Source organism: Methanobrevibacter sp. DSM 116169 (genome assembly GCF_046197865.1).
Taxonomy (GTDB): Archaea; Methanobacteriota; Methanobacteria; order Methanobacteriales; family Methanobacteriaceae; genus JAHKLT01.
This window is the reverse complement of record NZ_CP166990.1, coordinates 854,098-876,447: the sequence shown is the minus strand read 5'-3', so window position 1 is coordinate 876,447 and position 22,350 is coordinate 854,098. Positions and strand designations below refer to the sequence as shown.

The 22,350-nt window shown below is 25.3% G+C and carries 17 protein-coding genes; 2 read left to right on the top strand and 15 right to left on the bottom strand.

Going from position 1 to position 22,350, the window contains the following annotated elements; genetic code table 11:
* Nucleotides 1-11: 11 nt before the first annotated feature.
* The 10 genes from ACA134_RS04460 to ACA134_RS04415 all read right to left on the bottom strand — a co-directional run bounded on the left by ACA134_RS04460 (nt 12) and on the right by ACA134_RS04415 (nt 13,901).
* The gene (locus ACA134_RS04460; protein WP_409200980.1) at nt 12-2,774 is read right to left on the bottom strand and encodes an AAA family ATPase; all 2,763 of its coding nucleotides are present in this window, start codon (nt 2,772-2,774) and stop codon (nt 12-14) included.
* Nucleotides 2,764-3,987: an exonuclease SbcCD subunit D gene (locus ACA134_RS04455; RefSeq protein ID WP_409200979.1), complete on the bottom strand. Its 1,224-nt coding sequence runs from the start codon at nt 3,985-3,987 to the stop codon at nt 2,764-2,766. The genes ACA134_RS04460 and ACA134_RS04455 overlap by 11 nt, the downstream gene beginning before the upstream one ends.
* A 146-nt stretch (nt 3,988-4,133) precedes the next feature.
* A complete protein-coding gene (locus ACA134_RS04450; RefSeq protein WP_409200978.1) occupies nt 4,134-5,645 on the bottom strand; it encodes a helicase HerA-like domain-containing protein in 1,512 nt (503 codons plus the stop codon).
* Nucleotides 5,642-6,700 (bottom strand): DNA double-strand break repair nuclease NurA, encoded by a 1,059-nt coding sequence (locus tag ACA134_RS04445; protein ID WP_409200977.1) that lies wholly within the window; start codon nt 6,698-6,700, stop codon nt 5,642-5,644. The genes ACA134_RS04450 and ACA134_RS04445 overlap by 4 nt, the downstream gene beginning before the upstream one ends.
* Nucleotides 6,701-6,761: 61 nt before the next feature.
* On the bottom strand, nt 6,762-7,505 hold the full coding sequence (locus ACA134_RS04440; protein WP_409200976.1) for a geranylgeranylglyceryl/heptaprenylglyceryl phosphate synthase: 744 nt from the start codon (nt 7,503-7,505) through the stop codon (nt 6,762-6,764).
* Nucleotides 7,506-7,550: 45 nt separating this feature from the next.
* The gene (locus ACA134_RS04435; RefSeq protein WP_409200975.1) at nt 7,551-7,697 is read right to left on the bottom strand and encodes a 50S ribosomal protein L40e; all 147 of its coding nucleotides are present in this window, start codon (nt 7,695-7,697) and stop codon (nt 7,551-7,553) included.
* A 480-nt stretch (nt 7,698-8,177) separates the two neighbouring features.
* Entirely contained in the window at nt 8,178-11,177 is a 3,000-nt protein-coding gene (locus ACA134_RS04430) for a hypothetical protein (protein WP_409200974.1), read from the bottom strand.
* Nucleotides 11,178-12,376: 1,199 nt separating this feature from the next.
* A complete protein-coding gene (locus tag ACA134_RS04425) occupies nt 12,377-12,697 on the bottom strand; it encodes a hypothetical protein (RefSeq protein WP_409200973.1) in 321 nt (106 codons plus the stop codon).
* 62 nt (nt 12,698-12,759) lie between these two features.
* On the bottom strand, nt 12,760-13,350 hold the full coding sequence (locus ACA134_RS04420) for an ADP-ribosyltransferase (RefSeq protein WP_409200972.1): 591 nt from the start codon (nt 13,348-13,350) through the stop codon (nt 12,760-12,762).
* A 230-nt stretch (nt 13,351-13,580) separates the two neighbouring features.
* Complete coding sequence (locus ACA134_RS04415) at nt 13,581-13,901, bottom strand: hypothetical protein (protein ID WP_409200971.1); 321 nt, start codon at nt 13,899-13,901, stop codon at nt 13,581-13,583.
* Nucleotides 13,902-14,070: 169 nt separating this feature from the next.
* Here ACA134_RS04415 and ACA134_RS04410 point away from each other — a divergent pair, with 169 nt between their 5' ends.
* The gene (locus ACA134_RS04410; RefSeq protein WP_409200970.1) at nt 14,071-14,496 is read left to right on the top strand and encodes a hypothetical protein; all 426 of its coding nucleotides are present in this window, start codon (nt 14,071-14,073) and stop codon (nt 14,494-14,496) included.
* Entirely contained in the window at nt 14,497-15,000 is a 504-nt protein-coding gene (locus tag ACA134_RS04405; RefSeq protein WP_409200969.1) for a hypothetical protein, read from the top strand.
* Here ACA134_RS04405 and ACA134_RS04400 read toward each other — a convergent pair.
* The 5 genes from ACA134_RS04400 to ACA134_RS04380 all read right to left on the bottom strand — a co-directional run bounded on the left by ACA134_RS04400 (nt 14,997) and on the right by ACA134_RS04380 (nt 22,149).
* Entirely contained in the window at nt 14,997-16,022 is a 1,026-nt protein-coding gene (locus ACA134_RS04400) for an MraY family glycosyltransferase (protein WP_409200968.1), read from the bottom strand. The genes ACA134_RS04405 and ACA134_RS04400 overlap by 4 nt on opposite strands.
* 741 nt (nt 16,023-16,763) lie before the next feature.
* Entirely contained in the window at nt 16,764-17,240 is a 477-nt protein-coding gene (locus tag ACA134_RS04395; protein WP_409200967.1) for a hypothetical protein, read from the bottom strand.
* An 8-nt stretch (nt 17,241-17,248) separates the two neighbouring features.
* Nucleotides 17,249-18,820, bottom strand: coding sequence for a DUF530 domain-containing protein (locus tag ACA134_RS04390; protein WP_409200966.1), 1,572 nt, complete (start codon nt 18,818-18,820; stop codon nt 17,249-17,251).
* An 18-nt stretch (nt 18,821-18,838) separates the two neighbouring features.
* Complete coding sequence (metG, locus tag ACA134_RS04385; RefSeq protein WP_409200965.1) at nt 18,839-20,812, bottom strand: methionine--tRNA ligase; 1,974 nt, start codon at nt 20,810-20,812, stop codon at nt 18,839-18,841.
* 113 nt (nt 20,813-20,925) lie between these two features.
* A complete protein-coding gene (locus ACA134_RS04380; protein ID WP_409200964.1) occupies nt 20,926-22,149 on the bottom strand; it encodes an RNA-guided endonuclease InsQ/TnpB family protein in 1,224 nt (407 codons plus the stop codon).
* Between the last annotated feature and the right edge of the window lie 201 nt (nt 22,150-22,350).

The window sequence follows — 22,350 nt, the reverse complement described above, 5'->3', positions numbered from 1 at the left end:
TTAATAGCTATTTAATTACTTGTTTTAATTTTTGAAATTCCATTTTCTTTTGTAACTTCAATAACATTATCTGCAGCTGATTCTAATTGATTTTCATGTGTTACAAGAATCATTTGAGGTAATATTCTTATTTCTTTTAAAAGATTAATAAGTTCATGACGTCTAAAACTATCTAAATGTATAGTTGGTTCATCAAGTAAGATAGTTTCAAGATTACCTTTAGACATTGCTTGAGTGATAGCTAGTCTAAGTGCAAGAGCAATAGCTATTTTTTCTCCACCACTAACCATATCTATATTTGATTCTCCTTCTGGACCAAATACTGAAATATTATAATCCTCATCTAAAATAAGGTCAGAATAGTTAAAGTTGAATTTTTCAAAGAATTCCTTAGTGTATTTTTGTATAATAGGTCTTGAATAATTTCTAAGATCTTTTTGAACACCATTTTTACTATATAATTCTCTGATTTCAGTGAGTAATGTTAATAATTCATTTATATTTTCTTGTTCTTTTTTAAACTTCTTATTATCATTAATTTTAATTGTTAAATCTTCAATATAACTTATAAGTTCTGTAGCTTGACCTTTAACATTAGCTAATTTAGAATTAAGTTCTTCAAATTTATTATTTGCAGTTTCATATGAAAAAAGAATTTTATCATATTTATCAGCGTCATAAGAAGATGTAGATATATCTTCTTTAATTTTTTCTATTTTATTTAGTCTCCATTCAAGATCTTCTTTTTTAGCTATAAATTGAGATTCAATAGTGCTTTTAAGTTGAACATGGCCTTTTAATTGATTATATTTTTCTTCTTTGGACTTTAACTCATTGATTTTTATTTTCAACTCTTCCTCAGCAATATCACTAGTTAAAAATGAATCTTGATCAATAGCTAATTTAATATTTTGAACCTGCATATCAATATTATTTCTTACTTGATTTAATTTTTGTAAAATTTCTACATCACTACCAATAATATCTAAAGCACCTTTAGATTGATTATAATTTTCATAAGATTGTTTATAATAATTCTTTTTAGATGTTTCTTCTTCAATAGAATTTGTAATTTCTTCAATAAGAGTAGCTACATCTCCTTTTGATTCAAGTTCTTTTTTAATATCAGCTAATTTATTAATATCTTTTGAAAGCTCATTATATCTATGATTATATTCTGAAGTTTGAGTAAAAAGTTTTTGGAACTTTTCAATTTTTTCTTCTGAATCTTCTCTTGATTTATTTAAAATATGAACATCAATTTTCTTATCATTAATAGCCTTCTCAGAAGATGTAATAGTATCATTATATAATTTTGTTAAATCATTTTTCTTATCAAAATCAATATCTGATTGACAAAGTGGACATTTATTATCAACACTTTCTAATTCTTTTAAAGGTTTTTTAGAAGATTTAATAGATTCTTCTAATGCAGCTATTTCTTGATTTTTAGATAAAACTTCTTTATCTGTTTCTTTAATTTTAACAGTTAGTGAATCAAGGATATTACTTATAACATAGTTTAAATCTTTAAAGTTTTCAATTTTGTCTAAATCTTCTTGAGGTGACTCTTCTCTTTTTACTTTATCAAAAGTTTTATTAAAGAATTTATCCAAATCTTCTTTTTCTTGTTTAATTTCATGAGATAAAATATTTTTATCTTTTTCTAGTTTAGTAACAACTTTTAAATCACCATCTAATTTGGATTTTTCTTCTTTTAATGCATCTATTGATTTATCTATAGTTAAAAATTTATCATGACCTTCAAGTTCTTTATCTAAAATTGCTTTTTGCTTTTTAAATGATTCTAAATCATCTAATACATCAAGCTCTTCAATTTTTAAATCATGGATTTTTAAAACTGATTTTTCAAATTCTAAATAAACTGGAAGTTTTTTAACATATTTTTCAAGTTTAGAAATCTCTTCTTCATTTTGAGTGATATCATCTAATTGTTTTTGTAATGATTTCTTTTCATTAGTTAAATTTTCAATAAAAGTATTTTCATTATTTAACTCATTAACTAAACTATCATATTTAGATTTATCTTCTTCCATTTTTAATTTTTCATCAGCTTTAGTAGATTTTAAAGTAGTAATTTCTTTAAGTTCTTCTTCTAAAGAATTACCATCATTTTTAAGTTGGTTTAAAGTATCAATTTTTGTTTTATAATCATTTTCAAGATCTGCAGATGAATGAAGTTTTCCTTTAAGTTCAGAATTCTTATTTTCATAAACATTGATAATTTGAAGTAAGTTTTTCCAAGCCTTCTCTAAAGAATCAATTCCTAATAGTTTACCAATTAATTGTTTCTTTTCTGCAGATTTTTTATCAATTAGTTGAGCAATTTCACCTTGTCTAATATAAATTGCATTTAAGAAAAGATTTCCATCCATATTTAAAAGAGATTCAATTTGAGAACTAACTTCCTTATCTCCAGAACATAAAATAGTATAATCTTCATTAGGATCATTTCTAATAGATAACATTGATTTTAAAGTAGAGTTTCCTTTTTCTCTTTTAACTTCATAATCTTTTCCATTAGAAGAAAACTCTAAAGATAAAGACATTCCTTTATCTTGTGAACCACTACGAACAAGATCTTCAATTTTTTTACCAGTATGTTGTTTAAATAATGCAAAACTTATAGCTTCAAGAATACTAGATTTACCTGCACCGTTTTCACCAACAACAACACTAATTCCCCGATTAAAATCTATTTCAGTATCTTCATAAGATTTAAAGTTTTTAAGTGTTAATTTATTAAATATCATCTTTGAACTCCTTTAAATCAGTTTGACTAGCATCTTTACTTAAATCAATATCCTCATCAGTAATATCAATTTTTTCAAAATAATCATCATAAAAATCTTCAATTAGTTTTTCAGATTCTTCAACATTATCATTAGATAATTTTTCATATAAATCAATAGCTAAATCACTAATATCTTCATTATCAAAAGATTTTAAATGTTCATGTAATAAACTCTTAGGTTCTAATGTATCAATATTACTAATATCAATACTTTCATCATCCTTTTCATCTACTTTAAAACTAGGTCTTATAAGAAGACATAAATCCCCTAACTCTTTATTAATCATGTCATAAATATCTGCACTACTTGATTTAGGATTTTCAATAGTAATATTTAAAATAGGTTTATTATCTAAAGCAGCTATTCTAGATTTCAAATTTAATATTTCTTGATTTAAATAAAACTCGTCTACAGTTATTGATATAAATTCTCTTGGAATATCAATAGAAATTCTTTTAACAGAAACATCAGACCCATCCATCTCAACAATACAAAAGCCTTTACCATTTTTATTATAATCAGAAAGTTCACTACTTTTCCAAATATCCATAGATCCTGGATAAACTAACTTACCTTCTCCATAATCATCTTCAATATAATTATGAATATGGCCTAAAGCATAATAATTAAAATTTTCTGGTATATCCCCAATTTCAAGTTCATATTCAAAAGGAAGATATTTATCAATTCCTTGATGTAAAACTAAAATCTTTTTATCATATTCTTCAGCTTTTTTAGATAATTTACCTAATTTTTCCTTTAAAAAAGTTTTTTTAGATTTTGGATAATATGGAACTCCACAAATAAAAGTACCATCTTCTTCAATATATTCAGAATTAATAGGGCTTATAACTTTTAGTCCATGTTTTTTATATAGAACTTGCGGAGGAATAGAATCTTTCCTTAGAGTTGTGTCATGATTTCCTGCTGTTGCATAAACAGGTATTCCAACACCTTTAAGTTTTAATAAAGCTTTTTGAAAAACTAATAAAGCTATCGGAGATGGTTTTGAACTTTCAAAAAGATCTCCACTATGAATTACAAAATCGACTTTTTCGTCGATTATTTTATTAATTGTTTTTTCAAACACTTCATAAAAGTCTTTTTCGCGGTCATGTAGACCAAATTGCCTATAACCTAAATGAGTGTCTGCTAAATGTGCAAATTTCATTATATTACCTTTTAAACTTATAACCAATAAACACTTATAGTTAAGTAAAATTTATATTATTATTTAATTTAATCGTTAAATTATTTATAGATTATTGAAAAAATAAGTTATATTTGAAAAAAAAGTTAAAAAAATAAAAAATAAAATTAATAATTATAACCTAAATCTTTAAGTTCTTTTTCATCTTTTTTAAGAGATTCATCTTTATTAGATTTATAGCTAGACCAAGAACTTATAATATCAATATCTCCACCATGAGAACGTCCTTTAAATTCATCAATTTTGACAAGTGTTGGAACTTTACTCATAAGGCCTAATACCATAGCTTCACCAATATTTAAAGATGGCAGTTGTTTTACTAAATCTTCACTAAGATTTTCACTTGCTGATTGGACATGGCGTTGATCTTGTGGTTCAACAAGACGTAAAATAATCATATTATTTACTTGTGATAATGCATCATGATCAATAGATTTTGGACTTTGACTAACTAAACATAAACCAAGACCAAATTTACGCCCTTCACGAGCTATTCTACTAATCCAAAATTTAGATGAAGGATTACGACTATTAGGAGCTAAAATGTGTGCTTCTTCTAAAATGAAAAATACAGGAAACTCTAAACCATTTTCATCTAATCCATGAACACTAGCTTTACGAGATTTTAATGCATTTCTTAAAATATGACTAACTAATACTTCAGCAGCAAATTCGTCTGAGTGACCTAAATCTAATACATTGACTTTTCCAAGTTCAATTTTACTTAAAATATTTCCAATATTAGTATTAAATAGCTGACCATATTTATCTTGTAAATCTTCAATTTTATTTATTACATCCATGATTTTATTCTTCTCAGATGATGGAATATCTTCATTATTAAATCTTTTATTTAATACATCATAGATAATTTGCAGAAAATCAGTTGTGTCTGCTTCACCATTTTTAACAATAGCTCTAGCTTGCTTAAATGCATTTCTAAAGTATCTTTCTTGAATATGAGCAGAACCTTTAATATTAGCTAATCCCTTAATTTCTTCAAAAGACATATAAATCGGATTAATTACAGGTTTAATTAAATTTACTTCACCATTTTGAAATTCACAGTTTGAATATTCTGAATGCATATCAAAAACAAAGATTGCACCGTTTACATCAAGCAATCCATCAATTAAAACTGATACAGTATTTGATTTACCAGCTCCAGTCATAGCTAAAATAGCTAAATGTCTTGATACCATTTTATTAATATCAACATTTACTTCAACATCACTTTGATTAATTAAATTACCTAATTTAAGAGAATTTTCGCTTTTAAAAATAACATCTAAAACATCTGATGACGCTATTTCAACTGGTGTACCTGGAGGTGCAGGAGTTCTAGGTAATCTTAAATTATCATCAAAATCTCCTAAAATCTTAATTTTCCCTTTAATATAATAATCATCGCCTTCTAAAGCTTTAATCATTTCAATAGTATCAGGATTATATATTTCACCATTTAAAGATACACTACCCCTTACAAGTGAGTCGATCATGCCTAAAACATTTTTACCATCATAGCTAAGACTAACATATTCACCAACTTTAGGCATTTTTTTTGATATAAAATTAACTTCACTTAAGGATGTCTCACCAACACATCTACCAATAATCATTTTAACATTTCCCTTCCTGATTTTTCATAAAAATTAACAATATTTGCAAGTTCATCTATATTTTTATTTGAAATAACAACATCTTTATGTGCTTTTTTAAGTAAATATGGATATCCTTCTGTTGAAAACTTTTTTAATTTTTCAATAATATCAATAACATCATTTTTACTAGCTTTAAAAGGTAATTCAACTTTTAAAATATTTTTATTATCTTCTAGCCTTAAATAAAAAATACTAAATTCTAAATTTTTAAAAAATTCATCTTCTATTGGAAAAAGATGCTTTACTTCATTAGATAATGTTTTAGGAATAATTTCAGAAAACCCTTCACCACTAGTATATTTATCAAAAATTGCTATATCTGGAATATTACTATTAAATAAATCATCTGATGTAGAAGATTTAGAAATAGCTATAATATTTTTATTAAAAGATAATAAATGTTTCATTACAATTAGTTTTTCTAAATTAGTTAAATATACTTTAAATTCAAAAGTATCTACATTACTTTTAAAATATTTTTTAATTATCTCATCCGAGAAAATTTTAACTTCTAAAGACTTAACCTTCTCTTCTAAATCATCTGTGCAGTTATCAATAACTTCTTTTTTATGTCGCTCAGATAAATCAGCACCAGCAGGATAGGGTCTAATTAAATCACCTAAAAGAGAACCATCATATAAATAATAATCTACATCAAATTCTTTTAAAGTTTTAAAAGCACTTTTAGCTTCATATAATCCCATATAAGATCTGATTAAATCTTCTGAAAATTTATTATGATTTAAAGTATCAATATTAACATTTTCAATAGCTTTAAGTTTTCCATCAAATACCAGAGATTCACAAGCTATTGCATAAAAATAAAAACTTAAAAACTTTTTTTTATTAAAACTTCCATCTCCAGCAGCTATTGAAAAATCATCAGTTGATTTTATGGTAATTTCAGTATTCCATTTATCTAGAACTCTAGGATCTCCTTCTGAGAACTCATCAATGATTTCATTTACAAGTCCCTTTTTTCTGACTGCCTCAGCATATAAAGAATCTAACATAATATCAAAATAGTATAATTAAAAAAATAAGTAATTTGTAAGAGTGTATGAAAAATAAAAATTAAAGGTTTTTAATAGAATTTGTAATTTCTGAAATTTTACCTTTAACATCATCAGTTTCTTCAACTATTGTACCAGTAACAATAATATCTGCACCTGATTTTGCAGCTTTTAAAGCAGTTTCACCATCTCTAATTCCACCACCAACAATTATCACCATATCATCAGTAGCTTTCTTAGAATAAGCTATCATTTCTTGTGGTATTGGTTTATCTGCACCAGAACCTGCTTCAAGATAGAAAAATCTCATGCCTAATAATTCAGCTGCCATTGCATAAGCTGCAGGAATTTTAGGTTTATTTCTTGGTACAAGCTTAGCATCTCCAACCCAACCAACAGTTCCACCAGGTTCAACAACCATATAACCCATAGGTAAAACATCAATTTGACTTTTTTTAACATTACCAGCTGCTAATGATTGAGCTCCTAAAATCCAATAAGGATTATCAGAGTTTAAATAAGTCATGAAAAATATAGCATCAGCATACCTACTTACACTATTTATATTTCCAGGAAATAGAATAATTGGAACATCAATATTTTCAGATAAAATCTTACAAGTAGCATTAACATCTTCATTATCTACAGTAGATCCCCCAATCATTATTCCATCAGTTCCTCCTTCAATAGCAGCACTAGCTATTTCAAGAGCACTTTCAGGACTTTGCTCATCAGGATCTAATAAAGTAAAATGAATTTTCCTTGTTTTTAAAATATCTTTAATTTGTTTTTCTACTATATTCATAAAAATCCCTAAAATAAATAAAAAAAATAATAAAATGAGAGGAGTCTATCCTCTAGGTTCTTTAGCTTTAAATCTTAATCCAGTATAACCGCATTTTCTACAAGTGTTAGCTGCAGCAGGATTACGGGCATTACATTTTAAGCAAATCTTAACATTGAACATTCTATTTTCAGCTTCTTCAAAACGTGCCATTAAAAGTCCTCCTTAATAAGTAAAAGTTAATTATAAAAATTTTTATAATAAATTTATATTAAATAATTGTTATGAAACAAAATAAGAATACTACTGTTCATAATTATTTAATAAAAATATCTAATTTATACTATTTAAAGGTTTAGAAAAATTATCATATCTATCAACTTAATGTTTTTTTATTAGTTGTTAGTATGTTTTAAGTTTTGTGTTAAAATAAATGCAGCTAATAGTTTTTCTGTGTGGTTGGAATTAATTATAATTGGGAGTAATTATAATATAAAAAATTTTTTTTTAGAGAAAATTTTCTTTATATGATTTAGATTTAAAAAAATGATTTAAAATTGTTTATTTTCCTTTTTTTACTATTAGCTGCAGTTATTCGTCTTAATTCTATTTAAAAAAATAATCTATTATATCCAAGAATAATAATGGTGTTTTCTTGGATATTAAATAGAATAATTTAATTTATTTTTGTTTTTATGGTACGATTACGATTGTTGATACATCAGTTGCACTGGAATATGCTGTTGCAAGGTAGTGTCCTGATTCTAAGCTAACGTCTAATCTTACAAATCCTAACATATCGGTGATTAAGTTGGATATCCATCCGTGAATGTTTATTCTTATGTTTTCACCTTGTACTGGAGTTCCTTGACCATCTACTACACGTACAACAAGATCAACCCCACCATCTGCACGAGAATAAGTGTATGCTTCTAATACTGGAATAACATAAACAATATTACTAGTTTTTAAACCATTAGGATGTTCTGCGGTTAATATATGATATCCTGGATCTAAATTAATGTTTAATTTTGCTACACCACTTCCATTAGTAGTTCTTTGATAAGTTACACCATTAATATTGATTGTTGCATTAGCACCAACTAATGGATTACCTTCACCATCTAATAAAGTTACATAGTATTCTGTACCATTTCTAAAGAATTTAAATACATCATCACCAAAAATAGTGGTTTTAACAACTACACTGTTATTAACACTACGTTGTGTGATGTTTTCTGTTCTTGTAGCAGTAGTAACTGCAGTATAAGTACCAGGATCCAATTTAATATTTAAATAAGCAGTACCATTTGCATCTGTGGTTTTAGTGTAAGTTACACCGTTGATTGTGATTTTAATTTCTTCACCTGCTGCTGGTCTACCTAATGAATCACCAAAGTAAATTTCCAATCTTTGAGAACCCATATAATACTTATCCACATCATTAGTTTCAAAGTAATATGTAAATGCTACAGATAACCTAGCAGTCCTAACAGTCAAATTATTACCACCAGCATATAAACCAGTAATCAATGACTCATCAGACCTCATAATAGTATATACACCTTCATAAGTACCATTAGCTAAAGAATCAGCAATAGGAATATCTTCGATATCTCCTATTTGGATTGTGATATTTTGACCAATAATAACGTTCCCATTATCATCAGTTAAAAATGCATCAAGTAAAAAATCATCTAACATATAACCAATATAAGAACCATTATTATTAATAGTCATAATAACTTCACTTAAGATTGTTCCATAATTATAGATTCCTGGAGCATCAGAATTAATAGTATTATTATTTAAATACATTTTTCCAAGGTCATTGTAGATTATTGTTCCTTCACCTGTAAATTCACTGATATCAATAATTGCTAAACCTCTTTCTAACCATACAGCAGTACCATCTTCAGCAACATTATTAATGAACTCGGATTCAGTAATAAACATATCATCAGAATATTCATTATTGATTGCTCCACCACGATAAGCACTATTAGCTTCAAAAATTACTCTGTTCATAATAAAATTAAATGAATCCATGGAATAGATTGCTCCACCAAAACGAGGAGCATTATTACCAGTAAAATTAACATCACCAAAAACCATATTATGAGCATCACGATTATAAACAGCACCACCACTAATACCAGCAGAATTATTAGCAAACTCAGAATCACCAACAACAAAAACATCTAATTCACGAATATAAATAGCACCACCATCTTCAACAGCAACATTACTTTCAAAATAAGCACCTTCAATAGTAAACCTATGACCATCACGAACATAAATCGCACCACCAGTACGATTAGCTTTATTATTAGTAAAAGAAGTAGTTCCCAAAATAGCAGCATCATTTCCTGTATTATATATTGCTCCTCCACTATAACCAGCTTCATTACCTACAAAAGAAGATTCACCAGAAATCTCAAAATTATCCCCACTACTATATATTGCTCCACCATCTTGGCCAGCCTTATTATTTTCAAAAGTATTAGTTCCTGTCATAGTGAAATCAGCACCAGAACTACGAATTGCACCATAATTATTTACAGCCACATTGTTTATAAAAGTATTAATTCCAATCATAGTAAAATTAACACCTGAACTAACCAATGCACCATAAGCATTAGCAAAATTATCCATGAAGATATTAGTACCATTCATAATAAAATTAATACCATTATTATAAAAAGCACCAGTTGATTGAGCAGAATTATTTATAAAAGAAGTACTTCCAACCATAGTGAAATTATCACCTGAATTACCAAAAGCACCATAAGATGATCCAGCAGAATTATCCATAAAAATATTAGTACCATTCATAATAAAATTATCACCTGAATTACCAAAAGCACCATAAGATGATCCAGCAGAATTATTAATGAAGTGATTTGTTCCAGTCATAGTAAAATTATCACCTGAATTACCAAAAGCACCATAAGATGATCCAGCAGAATTATCCATAAAAATATTAGTACCATTCATAATAAAATTATCACCTGAATTACCAAAAGCACCATAAGATGATCCAGCAGAATTATTTATAAAAGAAGTGGTTCCAACCATAGTGAAATTATCTCCCCTATTATGGACAGCAGCAGAACCACTAGCATAATTATTAGTAAAGACTGTTGTTCCATTCATTGTAACATAATTTGCCACATTAAATAATGATGATCCTATTGTTGCAACATTATTGTCAAATGTACAATCTACCATTGTTAAATTTTGAGCATTGTTATATGCATATATTGCTCCACCATATCCTAAACTACCACTACTAGTACTGTTTCCATTAATGAATAATATATTTATTAATGTTACTTCAGGCACATTAATATAAAATATTCTTCCTGTTGTTCCATCTGGTGATGTTCCTATTATAGAATATCCATTTCCATTAATAGTTAAATTTTTTTGATTAATATTTATTCCATTAACAAATCCTTCACCATCAGCCCTTTGTACATCTCCAGTTAAGTTCACCACTCCATTTTCACCTGCAAGTCCCATTGCAGTATTTAAATCAGTGAATGTCCCTTGAACATTTTCTGTTGCATATATTTGATTTTCTTCCCCTACTGTAATATCATCAATATTATCTGCTGCTACACCTACGATAGATACAAAGAATAATAATACAAAAACTAGTATAGAGAAAGCTTTTTTATTAAATATCATTTTCCCACATAAACCTCCAAATTTTATTTCAATTCTTAATTAAATAAAAAAAACAAAAATACTCGCAAAACTCAAAATAATATGAATATATAAAAAAATAAGAATTATAACAAAATATCATTATATAACTAAATTACTTTTAAATATTATAATATTCAAAATTAATCCCTATTTTTCAAGTAAACCACACATTATTTTAACAAAATACCCTGATTTTTACAAATACCCACATTGCTTTTTTTATTAAAAACCACAGCATATTTTCATACTGCGATATATTATATTAATATACACAAAATGAAATAAAATAAAATTACTTGAATACTTTCAAAAATTATTTTAAATAGCTATTTTTATAATATAAATCTAATAAATAAAATAAAAAGAACATATTATAAAAAAATATCTTTATTTTATAAAATAATGAATATTAAACTAAAAAAATAGCATAACTTTTGTTCGTAGCATACGAACTATCTTTTAAAAAGAACAATACAAATAAAAAATATAAAGAAAAAATATGAATAATATATAGTTATCAATATATTTTTATAGATAAATTAAAAAAAGTCATTCCAAAAATAAATAAAAATATATACTTTTTAAATTTAACTAAAAACAAATAGAAAACTTTATATTAGACTATATTAATATAATATAAAAAAATTTAATCTTAAAGATGTGAAAATTATAGAATTAAATAAACACTAAATATAAAAATATATAATTAAGTGAATGTATGAATAAAAAGAATTATTTTAATAAGCTTATTAATAATATCCTCTTTATCATAAGTTATAGCTACAGATATTAATGAAGGAACATTATTTAATTATAAAAAAAGAGATTTGCTTGAAAAAATGATACATTTCAAGCTATTTAAAATAGATTACTTGTTTTAATGAAATATGATGAAGATGAATCATATTGTGAAAAGTATTAGATGAACTTATTAATAATGATTCTCTGTTAAGATAACAAAAGATGCAGGCGAAATTACTGTAGATCCATCAGCTGATAAAGAAGTAGATTACGCATTTGTGATGATGATGGTTATAGAGAAACTAGATACTTTGAATATAATAATTACTTATACATTTATTAGATAAATTCACCTGAACCATCTACAACTGATTTTTACATATATAAAGTGAAATAGCTATTTTTAACTTTTTTTATTTTTAAAATCATAAAAAAGATTATACTTTTTTAATATCTTCAATAATATCTTTATATTCTGGATATTTAGTTATAAACTCTAATGCAAGATCATTTCGAAATTGAGCTGCAATAACAGGATCCATTTTTCTAGTTTTAGCCCTTTCTTCTCTTTCTAAATCTTCTAAATTTTCATCTAATACTTTTAACCTTTCATCTCTAAATGTAGGAATATTATCATTGAGCATGTTTTCAATTCTACTAGGAATTGCTTCAGGAAGCTTAACTAACTTTTCAATTTTATCTTTAGATAATTTTTTAATAAAATCATTATTTGGTTTTAAATATACTGTGTTTTCCATAAAAATAACCACTTAATTTTACTTAATATATAATATGTTAATAAAATAATATAAATTTTTCTTTAAATTAATTTCCAAAAATATTTAAATTCATTTTCTTTACATATAAATTTCAATTTAGTTCCAATATTAAAAAGAACCTCAAACTCATCAGTAGTTGAAGTTATTTTTTCAAGATATAAAATTTTTGTTCCTTTAGGGACAAAAATATAATTAAGAAAAGGCCCATATTCTTCTTTCTTTACATTTTCAGAAATACTTGTTGATAAAAATCCTTTAGATTCATAAATTCTCTTTTTACTATATTTAAATAATGCTGGTTCTGTTTCTCTCCTTACAACAATAATATTTTTTTCTAAAACTTTACCTTTTGTGAATAAATTATCAATAGTTAATGCATCATCAAAACTAATAGCAATTTTACCAAAGTCCATTGGAACAATTTTATTCCATTTAAGTTCCAATAATTCTTTATTTTCATTAGTTCTTAAATATTGATTTAAAAGACTTGCTCCATCACCAGTATAAGCTTTAATAAAATGTACTTCTTTTTTTGACAAATCTTCACTTATTATTCCATATTTATTTCCAAAAACAATTTTATCTTCTATATTTTCATGTATAATATTAATTTTATTTTCACCAAAAGTCATGTTCACATCTGTTAAAATCTATGCTTTGACTTTATGAGTTATTATATTTATTATTTTTTGTATTTATGAATACATTATTGTTAATATAGCATCATATTTATTTAATGAAAGAATTAGATTTAATCAATAAAAATTAATTCAAATAGTTTAATTTAAAGGAAGTGAAAATTTTGTTATTAAAAAAATTCAAAAATAGTAGTATAATAAGGAATTATGCATTTTATTTTTAATTATCCCTCATTTATAACAACAATAGAATTTATAATATCATATTTTTCATTACTAAAATTATAAAATTCATTAATTTTTAAATTAGAAACATATTTTATAAAATCCTCTATTTTAACTAATTTTTCTAAATCATTAATGAAATTATCCCATAAGTTTTGAATTTCTGCATTTTTATAAGAATCTTGTGGTAAACTTTCTGACCATTCACCTTTATCAAAATAAGTAATTTCAACATCATCATCAAAATAGCTAATATTCATCCTTATACTAAATTCCCCTTTAGTATTTTTCTGCTTTATAAAATAATTACATTCATCCATATTTTTTTAACCTAAAATTTTTTAATTAATTAAATATTTATTTTAATCACATTATATAATTAAAGTTTTAAAATAAAAAAACTTATATCAGCTCATTTTAACTAAATTAAAACATTTAAACAGCTTGATTTAAACAAATTTTATAAATAATTTAAATAAATCTATAATTATGAATAATAAAGGTTTTTTATCAATAGATTTTATTTTTTCAATAGCTTTTATATTAATAATAGCTATTATTTTTCTAAGTTTAGGATTAAATAATTTAGAAGTTTCAAAAAATATTAATGAAAACATCGAATCAAGACTTATTTTAGATAATATTGCTTCATCTATTAATCAGGTTATATCAAGCGGTAATGGTTATACTAAAGAAATCTCAACACCAGATAATATCAAAAATAAATCATATAAGATTACAATAAAAAGTAAAAACATCACATTAGATGTAAATAATAAAAAAGGACTTTCAACAATAATTCCAATTAATTTAGTAGATAATAATGATATTAGAATAAATGAAAAAGTTCTCTATAACAATAGAAGCTATTTAATAATCAATAAAGATAATAATATTAATATTAGGGAGATTTAGATGATATTAAAAGAAAATACTGGTCAAATTGCAATTGAATTTATTTTCCTAATAAGTTTAATAATTATTTTAAGTTTAATTTCAATTAATTTTATAGAAAGTGAAAATGAACTAAACATTGCATTACTTGCTGCAAAAGAAGGGATTGTTGAAGGTATAATGATTGATTCCTCTGCAATTTATCCAAAATCATCATATGATGATTATGAAGAAGATAAACCAAATTTACTTAAACCAAATTCAATACAATTAAATAAAATTATTATAAAAAGCTCAGAATATGATTCGAAATACAATAAAACTAAGATTCAACTGCAAGTTCATGTTACAAGTGAAACTGTTAATGAAAAAAAAGATCAAGATTCTTTAGGTGATAGAATTAATTTTAATTTAAGAAAAGCAATAAGTGAAACTTATAATACAAGTGATTTAACAAATTCATTATACAATCCCAGTCATTCAAATAAGTATATTTTTACAACTGCCAATGTAGTTTGGAGTTAAAATTGCCCAAATTGATATAAAAATTCCTTAAAATTCATAAAATTAGCTAAAGTCTGATCTTGAATTATACCTGGCATAACGATAGCTACTATAATACCACATAAACCAAAGAAAATTCCAATTGCCCATATCATACGAACTGCAGTTTTTTCACTAACTGGTTTTTTTAATACAAATCTAATTAATGATTTAAAACCTTGTTCTGGCCTGATTAATTTTCCTTCTTCATTTATTTGAGTTGGAGTGTGTTCTTGACGTTCCATTACTCCTGCGCTGTAAAACTTTAAAGCTGCATCAATAATATTTGGAAGCAAAATAATTAAAGCTATTAATTTTACACGTCCTATAAAAGCAATACACACAATAGCTGCACCAATAACTAATGTACCAGTGTCTCCAGGGAAAACTTTTGCAGGATGTTTATTGAAATATATAAATCCAAGTAATGATCCAAGCATACTCATACTAATAATTGTAACATCATATTTACCTAAAATAAGACATGAAATTGTAAGAGATGCTAAAGCTATTATGCCTAAACCTGATTCAATTCCATTTAAACCAGCTAACATATTTGTTAAATTAGATCCTATTGAAATAGCTATTGGAATAGAAATTAAATAAAATATTCCTACATTTGGAGGAGCAACCCATATTAAAGGAAGACCTGCTAAAAATAATAAAATTAATTTTTCTTTTGAAGATAAAACAACCAAATCATCCACAATACCAATTATACCCACAAGTAATATAACAATTAAAACAATAGCTAGTTCTAAAATTAGAATATTATGCAGGTAAATTCCAATAAAAATCCCTAAAATAAAACCAAATAAAATTCCAATTCCCCCCATTTCTGCGACAATTGGTTTTAGAGTTTTATGAATGTCTTTTCCGACAATATTTGCTTTTTCAAGTTTTTTTATTAGACGAGGCATTGAAAGCCAAGTTACTGAAAATGAAAGAATACCACAAATAATAGCTATTATATAAAGTGGTAAAGATTGTTCAAATAAAATCATCAAATAAATATTAACCTTTTTAATAAATATAGTTAATTATAGAATTATTAGAAGTAGAATTTAATTGTAATAAAATATTTTAATTTATTAATTGAAAGTTTTATATATTAGATAGAACATATTATTGATTAACCTAGCTCAAAGATTAAATTTTGAAGTCATAAGCAAATAAATTGCTTTATGCTCGTAAAATTGTTCTGTTATGAAAATAATTACATCACAGAACAGTATCTTTTTTTCAATTATATAAATGAATTTTCTAAAAATTTGAACTTTTTATTTATTTCTATATTCAAGTAATTATTACTTAGTAAAAGTATATTATTAAAATTATCATTTGAAATAAATATTATTTATCGGCATAAATAACTTATTCTCTCTTAAACAACATTTAAATTAATTAACATATAAGAAAATAAGTGAGGATTCTATTTCAATTATTTTGAGGTCATTTTCATTGCAAAAAATGATGAAAAAATGAAAAAAATTAAAAATATATTATTGCTATGGCTTCAAAATCTTTGAGCGGGTTTATTAGTCATAGACACATAGACAGGAGGTCTGGTATCTATGAGTGAATTAAGTAAAAAAGCCGTTTGGTATATTTTTACTGGAATTACATTATTAATACTAGAATTTCTTCTAAAATAATTGTTGAATGACTTATATAAGTTTTATAATTTTTCTTATAGTTAAAATTATTGATAAAAAGAATCCTCATAAAAATTAATAAAACAATACTTAATAACCTTTGAGTATATAATACACAGTTCTTATAGGAATATTTAACTTAGAAGATATATCTTTTGGACTTTTACCTTCATCATTTAATAACTTAACATCTCTTTTTGTATTTTCATCATACTTCCTTTTAAAATTATTGAACTTAATATTTTCCTTATTTTTACTTAGTAAATAATAAACTCTTTTAATAGGAATATCTAATTTTTTTGAAATTTCTTTTGCAGTTAAATTTTGCTTAGCTAAACTTAAAATCTCATCTTCTTCTTTAGAATATTTTGGTTTAGCACCTTGATTATATTCAATAGCTACTTCAATATCTAAATCATTTAAAGCTTCTAAATATTTTTTTGGAATTCTATCAAAAAGGCTTTTAGAACAAGTAATTGTCTCAAGATCTGGAAAATCTTCCATTAAATCAATAATCTTTTGAGAACTTAAAGCACTTGTAATATGAATTTTAGTGACATCACTCATATTATCAGCTATTTTTTAATCATTTCTAAGAATTTCTTAGATTTTTTTGATTTAGGTTTCTTGAGAGTTTCAATATTTTTAATTTCCTTTTTAATTTTAGAAACATTAATATTAAATACATTACCTATTTTTTCAATAGGAATATCAGAATTTAAATTAATTAAACTAGCACCTAAAGCAGGATAGTTAATTTTCATATTAGAATTTTTAATTAATTTTTCTAGTTTAAACTTTTCATATAAAATTAAATCCATATTATCAATAGCTAGAATTTTTTCATTGTTTTCTTCTTCTAACACTTCAATGACTTTTTTATAGCTATTTTGAAAGACACTTCTTTGTTGGCGATCAAGTTCGACCCTAATATATGGAAAAGGACTAGATACTTTTTTTCTTCTATTATTAGAACTAATAATATAATATTTAAAGATATCCCACATTATTAATGTTGGAGCAATATTTGTAAAAATAGTTTTTTCAATGTTTTCTTTAATACTTAAATCTCTTTTAAGGCCTCTATTTAAATTATCAAATTTATCCATAAATCCAACAGATTTCAACTTTTCATTAAGTTTTAAATTTCTCCAAGCTTCAAGATCATCTTCATTATCTATAAAATCTGGTTTTAAAAATTGAGTTTCATTGTAAATTTTTTCATATGTATTTATTCGTTTAAAATCAGATAAACGTTTTTTAAAAATAGAATCATTAATATTATTTGCAAGATTTTCTGAATATTGAACATAAGCTAGAGCGAGTGCATTTCTTCCATGTTTATCATTAATAATAGCTGGTTTAGACCTATGAAATCTTATTTTTTCAATTCTAACATCTTTGCCATAAGTTTTTCTAAGTTCTTCTTCATAATTTTCCATATAATCTGAATCTAGAGAAACATTTTTATGAATAGAACGATTATTTTTATCTTTAAATTTGATTGTAAGTGAAATATGTTTAACAACACCACGACGTTCTTGTTTTAAAATTTTTAATACTTTTTTAAAAGCACTTCGTCCCCAATTACTTAAATTAGTTGTTAAAACCATGTAATTACCAGAATAAGGTAAAAATGGCAAAATTTCTACTCTATGAGTTCTTTCATTATTAATTTTAAAAGAAAATTTTAATGAATTACATGAACATCTCTCATCCATATCTTTAAATTCATTAATTCTATAAGTTTTATAACAAGCTTCACATTTAATATTACCATATTCTTCTAAATTACCAATAGCAATTTTATGTGAATCAATAGCAGATGAAACTCTATCTAAAACATTCTTCTTAGCAGTAGCTTTATTTCTAAAATATTGATTATGGCGACTTATTTCTCCTCGCTCTTCTACTGTAACCTCATCAACAGTATTAACACCATATTTACTAAGTGATCTAAAAGGAGCAGTATAACCTTGTGCATCCATAACATCTTTCATATCCTCAAGGTGATTTAATCTTTCAGCTAAGCTAAAATAAACTAATTTGAAATTATCGAAATCTTCAAGATTATCAAAATCTAATTTTTCATTAGCTATATCAGTTAGATATTTTTCAGCTTTTGTAATAATAGCTGACTCTTCCATTAAATCACCTAAAAAATATTACATTAATTTTTCGCCGACATTACATTCATCAGGATGCAAGAGTGCAACACTTTCTTCAGTTGCAAGTAACATTCCTTCAGAATCTGTTCCAAATAATTTTGCAGGTTGTAAATTAACAACAACAGCAACTTTTTGATTAAGTAATTCATCAGTAGAATAATTTTGTGCAAGACCTGCAACAACTTGGATTGTTTTTTCACCAATATCTACTTGAAGCTTTAATAATTTATTAGATTTTTCAATCTTTTCTGCCTCTTTTATTTGACCTATTCTAATATCTACTTTTGCAAATTCATCAATTGTAATTAAATCACTCATATTATCACTAACTAAATTTTCATATAAATTTTCTTTTTCTTTTTCGATTACATCATCTTCAATTTTCTTAAACAAAGGTTTAGCTTTAGAAATTGAATGACCAGTTGGCATAAATACACTAGCATCTTTCCATTCATTTGAATTTTCTAAATTTAAAATAGAAGCTATTTCATCAGCTTTTTTAGGCAAATATGGTTTTAAACATATTGCTAAAATTTTAGATAATTGATTAGATAAATAAATAGTATTTGCAGCTTGCTCAGGATTTTCTTTAACAGCTTTCCAAGGCTCTTGATCATTAAAATATTTATTACCTATTTTAGCTATTTTAAATATTTCAATTAAAGCTTCTCTAAACTTTAAATCTTTAATTAAATCTCCAACCAAAGATGGAGTTTTATTTAAAGCATCTTCAAAATATTTATCTTCTCTAGATGGATTTATATAATCTGGAATTTCACCATTAAAATATTTATGTGTAAATGTAAAAGTTCTATGTAAGAAATTACCTATTACATCAGCTAATTCATCATTATTTCTTCTTTGAAAATCATCCCAAGAAAAATCAGTATCTTTATTTAAAGGAGCATTAATAGTTAAATAATATCTGAGTAAGTCTGAATCGAAACTTTTAACAAAATCACTAATCCAAACAACCCAATTTTTACTAGTTGACATCTTCTCTCCTTCTAAAGATAAAAATTCTCCTGCATAAATGTTATCAGGTAATTTACAACCATATCCTTTTAAAAGAGCTGGCCAAAAAATAGCATGATGATATATAATATCTTTACCTATGAAATGAATAACATCTTCATCCCAATACTCTTCCCATTTCTTATTAGATTTTTTAGACCACTGAGAAGCAGAAGAAATATAACCTAAAAATGCTTCACCCCATACATAGATAACTTTACCTTTAGCTTCATCTAAAGGAACTGGAATACCCCAATCCATATCACGTGTTAAAACCCAATCTTCTAATCCATCTTTTAACCAATTACTAGCATAATTTTTAACATTAGGAGGTAAGTTGTCATTATTAGAAATATAATTTTCAATATCCTTTTGAAAATTACTTAAAGCAAAGAAATATTGATAAGTATCTTTTATTACAGGAGTACTGGCGCAAGTTAAACATTTAGGATCATCAAGTTCAGTAGGTTCTAAATGTCTACCACAACTTTCACAATGATCTCCTCTTGCATCAGCACCACAAAAAGAACAAGTACCTTCAACATATCTATCAGGTAAAAATTTAGAACAATTTTCACAATATAATTGTCTGATATCCTTTTTATAAATTAATTCTTTATCATATAATTCTAAAAAGAAATCTTGAGCTATTTTATAATGAGCTTCATCTGTAGTACGAGTAAAATTATCTAATGAAATATTACAAGATTCAACATCACGAACAATCATATCATGATATCTTTTAGCTACTTCAATAGGTTTTTTATTTTCTTTATCAGCTTTAACAGCTATTGGTGTTCCATGTTCATCAGTTGCACAAACAAAAAGCACATCATTGCCTACCATACGATTATATCTTGCATAAATATCTGCTGGTAAGTAAGTAGACCTTAAATGCCCTAAATGACAAGGCCCATTTGCATATGGAAGTGCACATGAAATAAATATTTTAGACATTAATGTTTTTCTCCTAATAATTGATATATAAATAAATTTGTAATTTACCATATTTAAAAATTAAGATTGAGACTGTCCAATAATTATTTTTTTTATTTTATGTTTAAAATATTTTATTGGTTTTTCTTGTTTAGATGGTTCTTATGAACTATAGTAATGCAAGCTTGAATTCCCGTTTCTCCAACGGTACATATTTTTTTGTGTCCCTTTTTTAGGATGTTTTTAGCTGCATTGATGTCTCTGTCGTGTAGTGTTTTGCATTTGTCGCAGGTCCATATTCTGTCAGCTAGTTTTAGTTTTTGGTTGGTGTGTCCGCATTTGTGGCATTTTTTAGAAGTGTTTCTGGGATCGACTTCTATTATTTGTTTTCCATACCATTGTGCTTTGTATTTTAGTTGTTTTTTGATTTCATGCCATGCGGAGTGTCCAATGTTTTTGGATAGTGTGGATTTATTCTTCTCACCTAATGGTGTTCTTTTCATCAAATTCTGGGATTTAATGTTTTCGATTACAATTTCATCATATTTTTGTATAAGTTCTGTGGTTATTTTATGTATGTAATCTTTTCTAGTGTTTTTCATCTTCAAGTGAGCTTCTTGTATTCTTTTTTTATTTTTCATCCAATTGTTGCTGTTTTTTATTTTACGGGATAGTTTTCTTTGTTCTTTTTTTATTTTTTCTTCTAATTTTTTTAGTTGAAGTTTGGCTTTCACTTCACCATTAGATAATGTTAAAAGATTTTTAATCCCTAAATCCACACCAACACTTTTATTTGTTTTTTTAAATTCAGTACCAATCGAATTTTTATAATTAATACTTGCAAACCACTTATCACCCACATGTGATATGGTAACTGATAGTATTTTTCCTGTAATCTTACGTAAACCTTTACATTTTATCCATCCATATTTAGCAATCTTTAATTTATTTTTACTAGTTTTAACATTGTTATTGTTTATTATTCTAAATGATAATTTATCATCATTCTTTTTACTTTTAAAGTATGGAAAGTTAGTTCTGCCACTAAAATAGTTTTTCATAGCTTGAATAAGATTATTAAAAGCGGATTGCAAACTACTAGATTCCACATCATACAAAAAACCATAATTAACATTCCTCTTAAGATTAGTAAGCTTCATATTACAATACTTACGATTATTAAGATTAACAGGACCAGTATGATATTGTTTAGCAATTTTATAATCATAAATCATTTCACTAAGAATATGATTATAAACCAACCTTACACAACCAATATTCTGCTTAAATAAATCTTCTTGATTATCATCAGGATAAACACGCACTTTAACACCACGATTAACATCCTTAAAATTCAAAACGCCATCCAAACAAAACATTGAAAAAAAAACTCCTTTTTTATTATCACTTATTTTAATAGTAAAACCCATATAAACAAATTCATACTAATTAATTTAATCATTAACACCTATAAATACTTTGTTAAATAAAAAAACAATAATAAACTAATAAAACAATAATTCTAAATGAATACAATAATCAAAAATAAAAACAACACA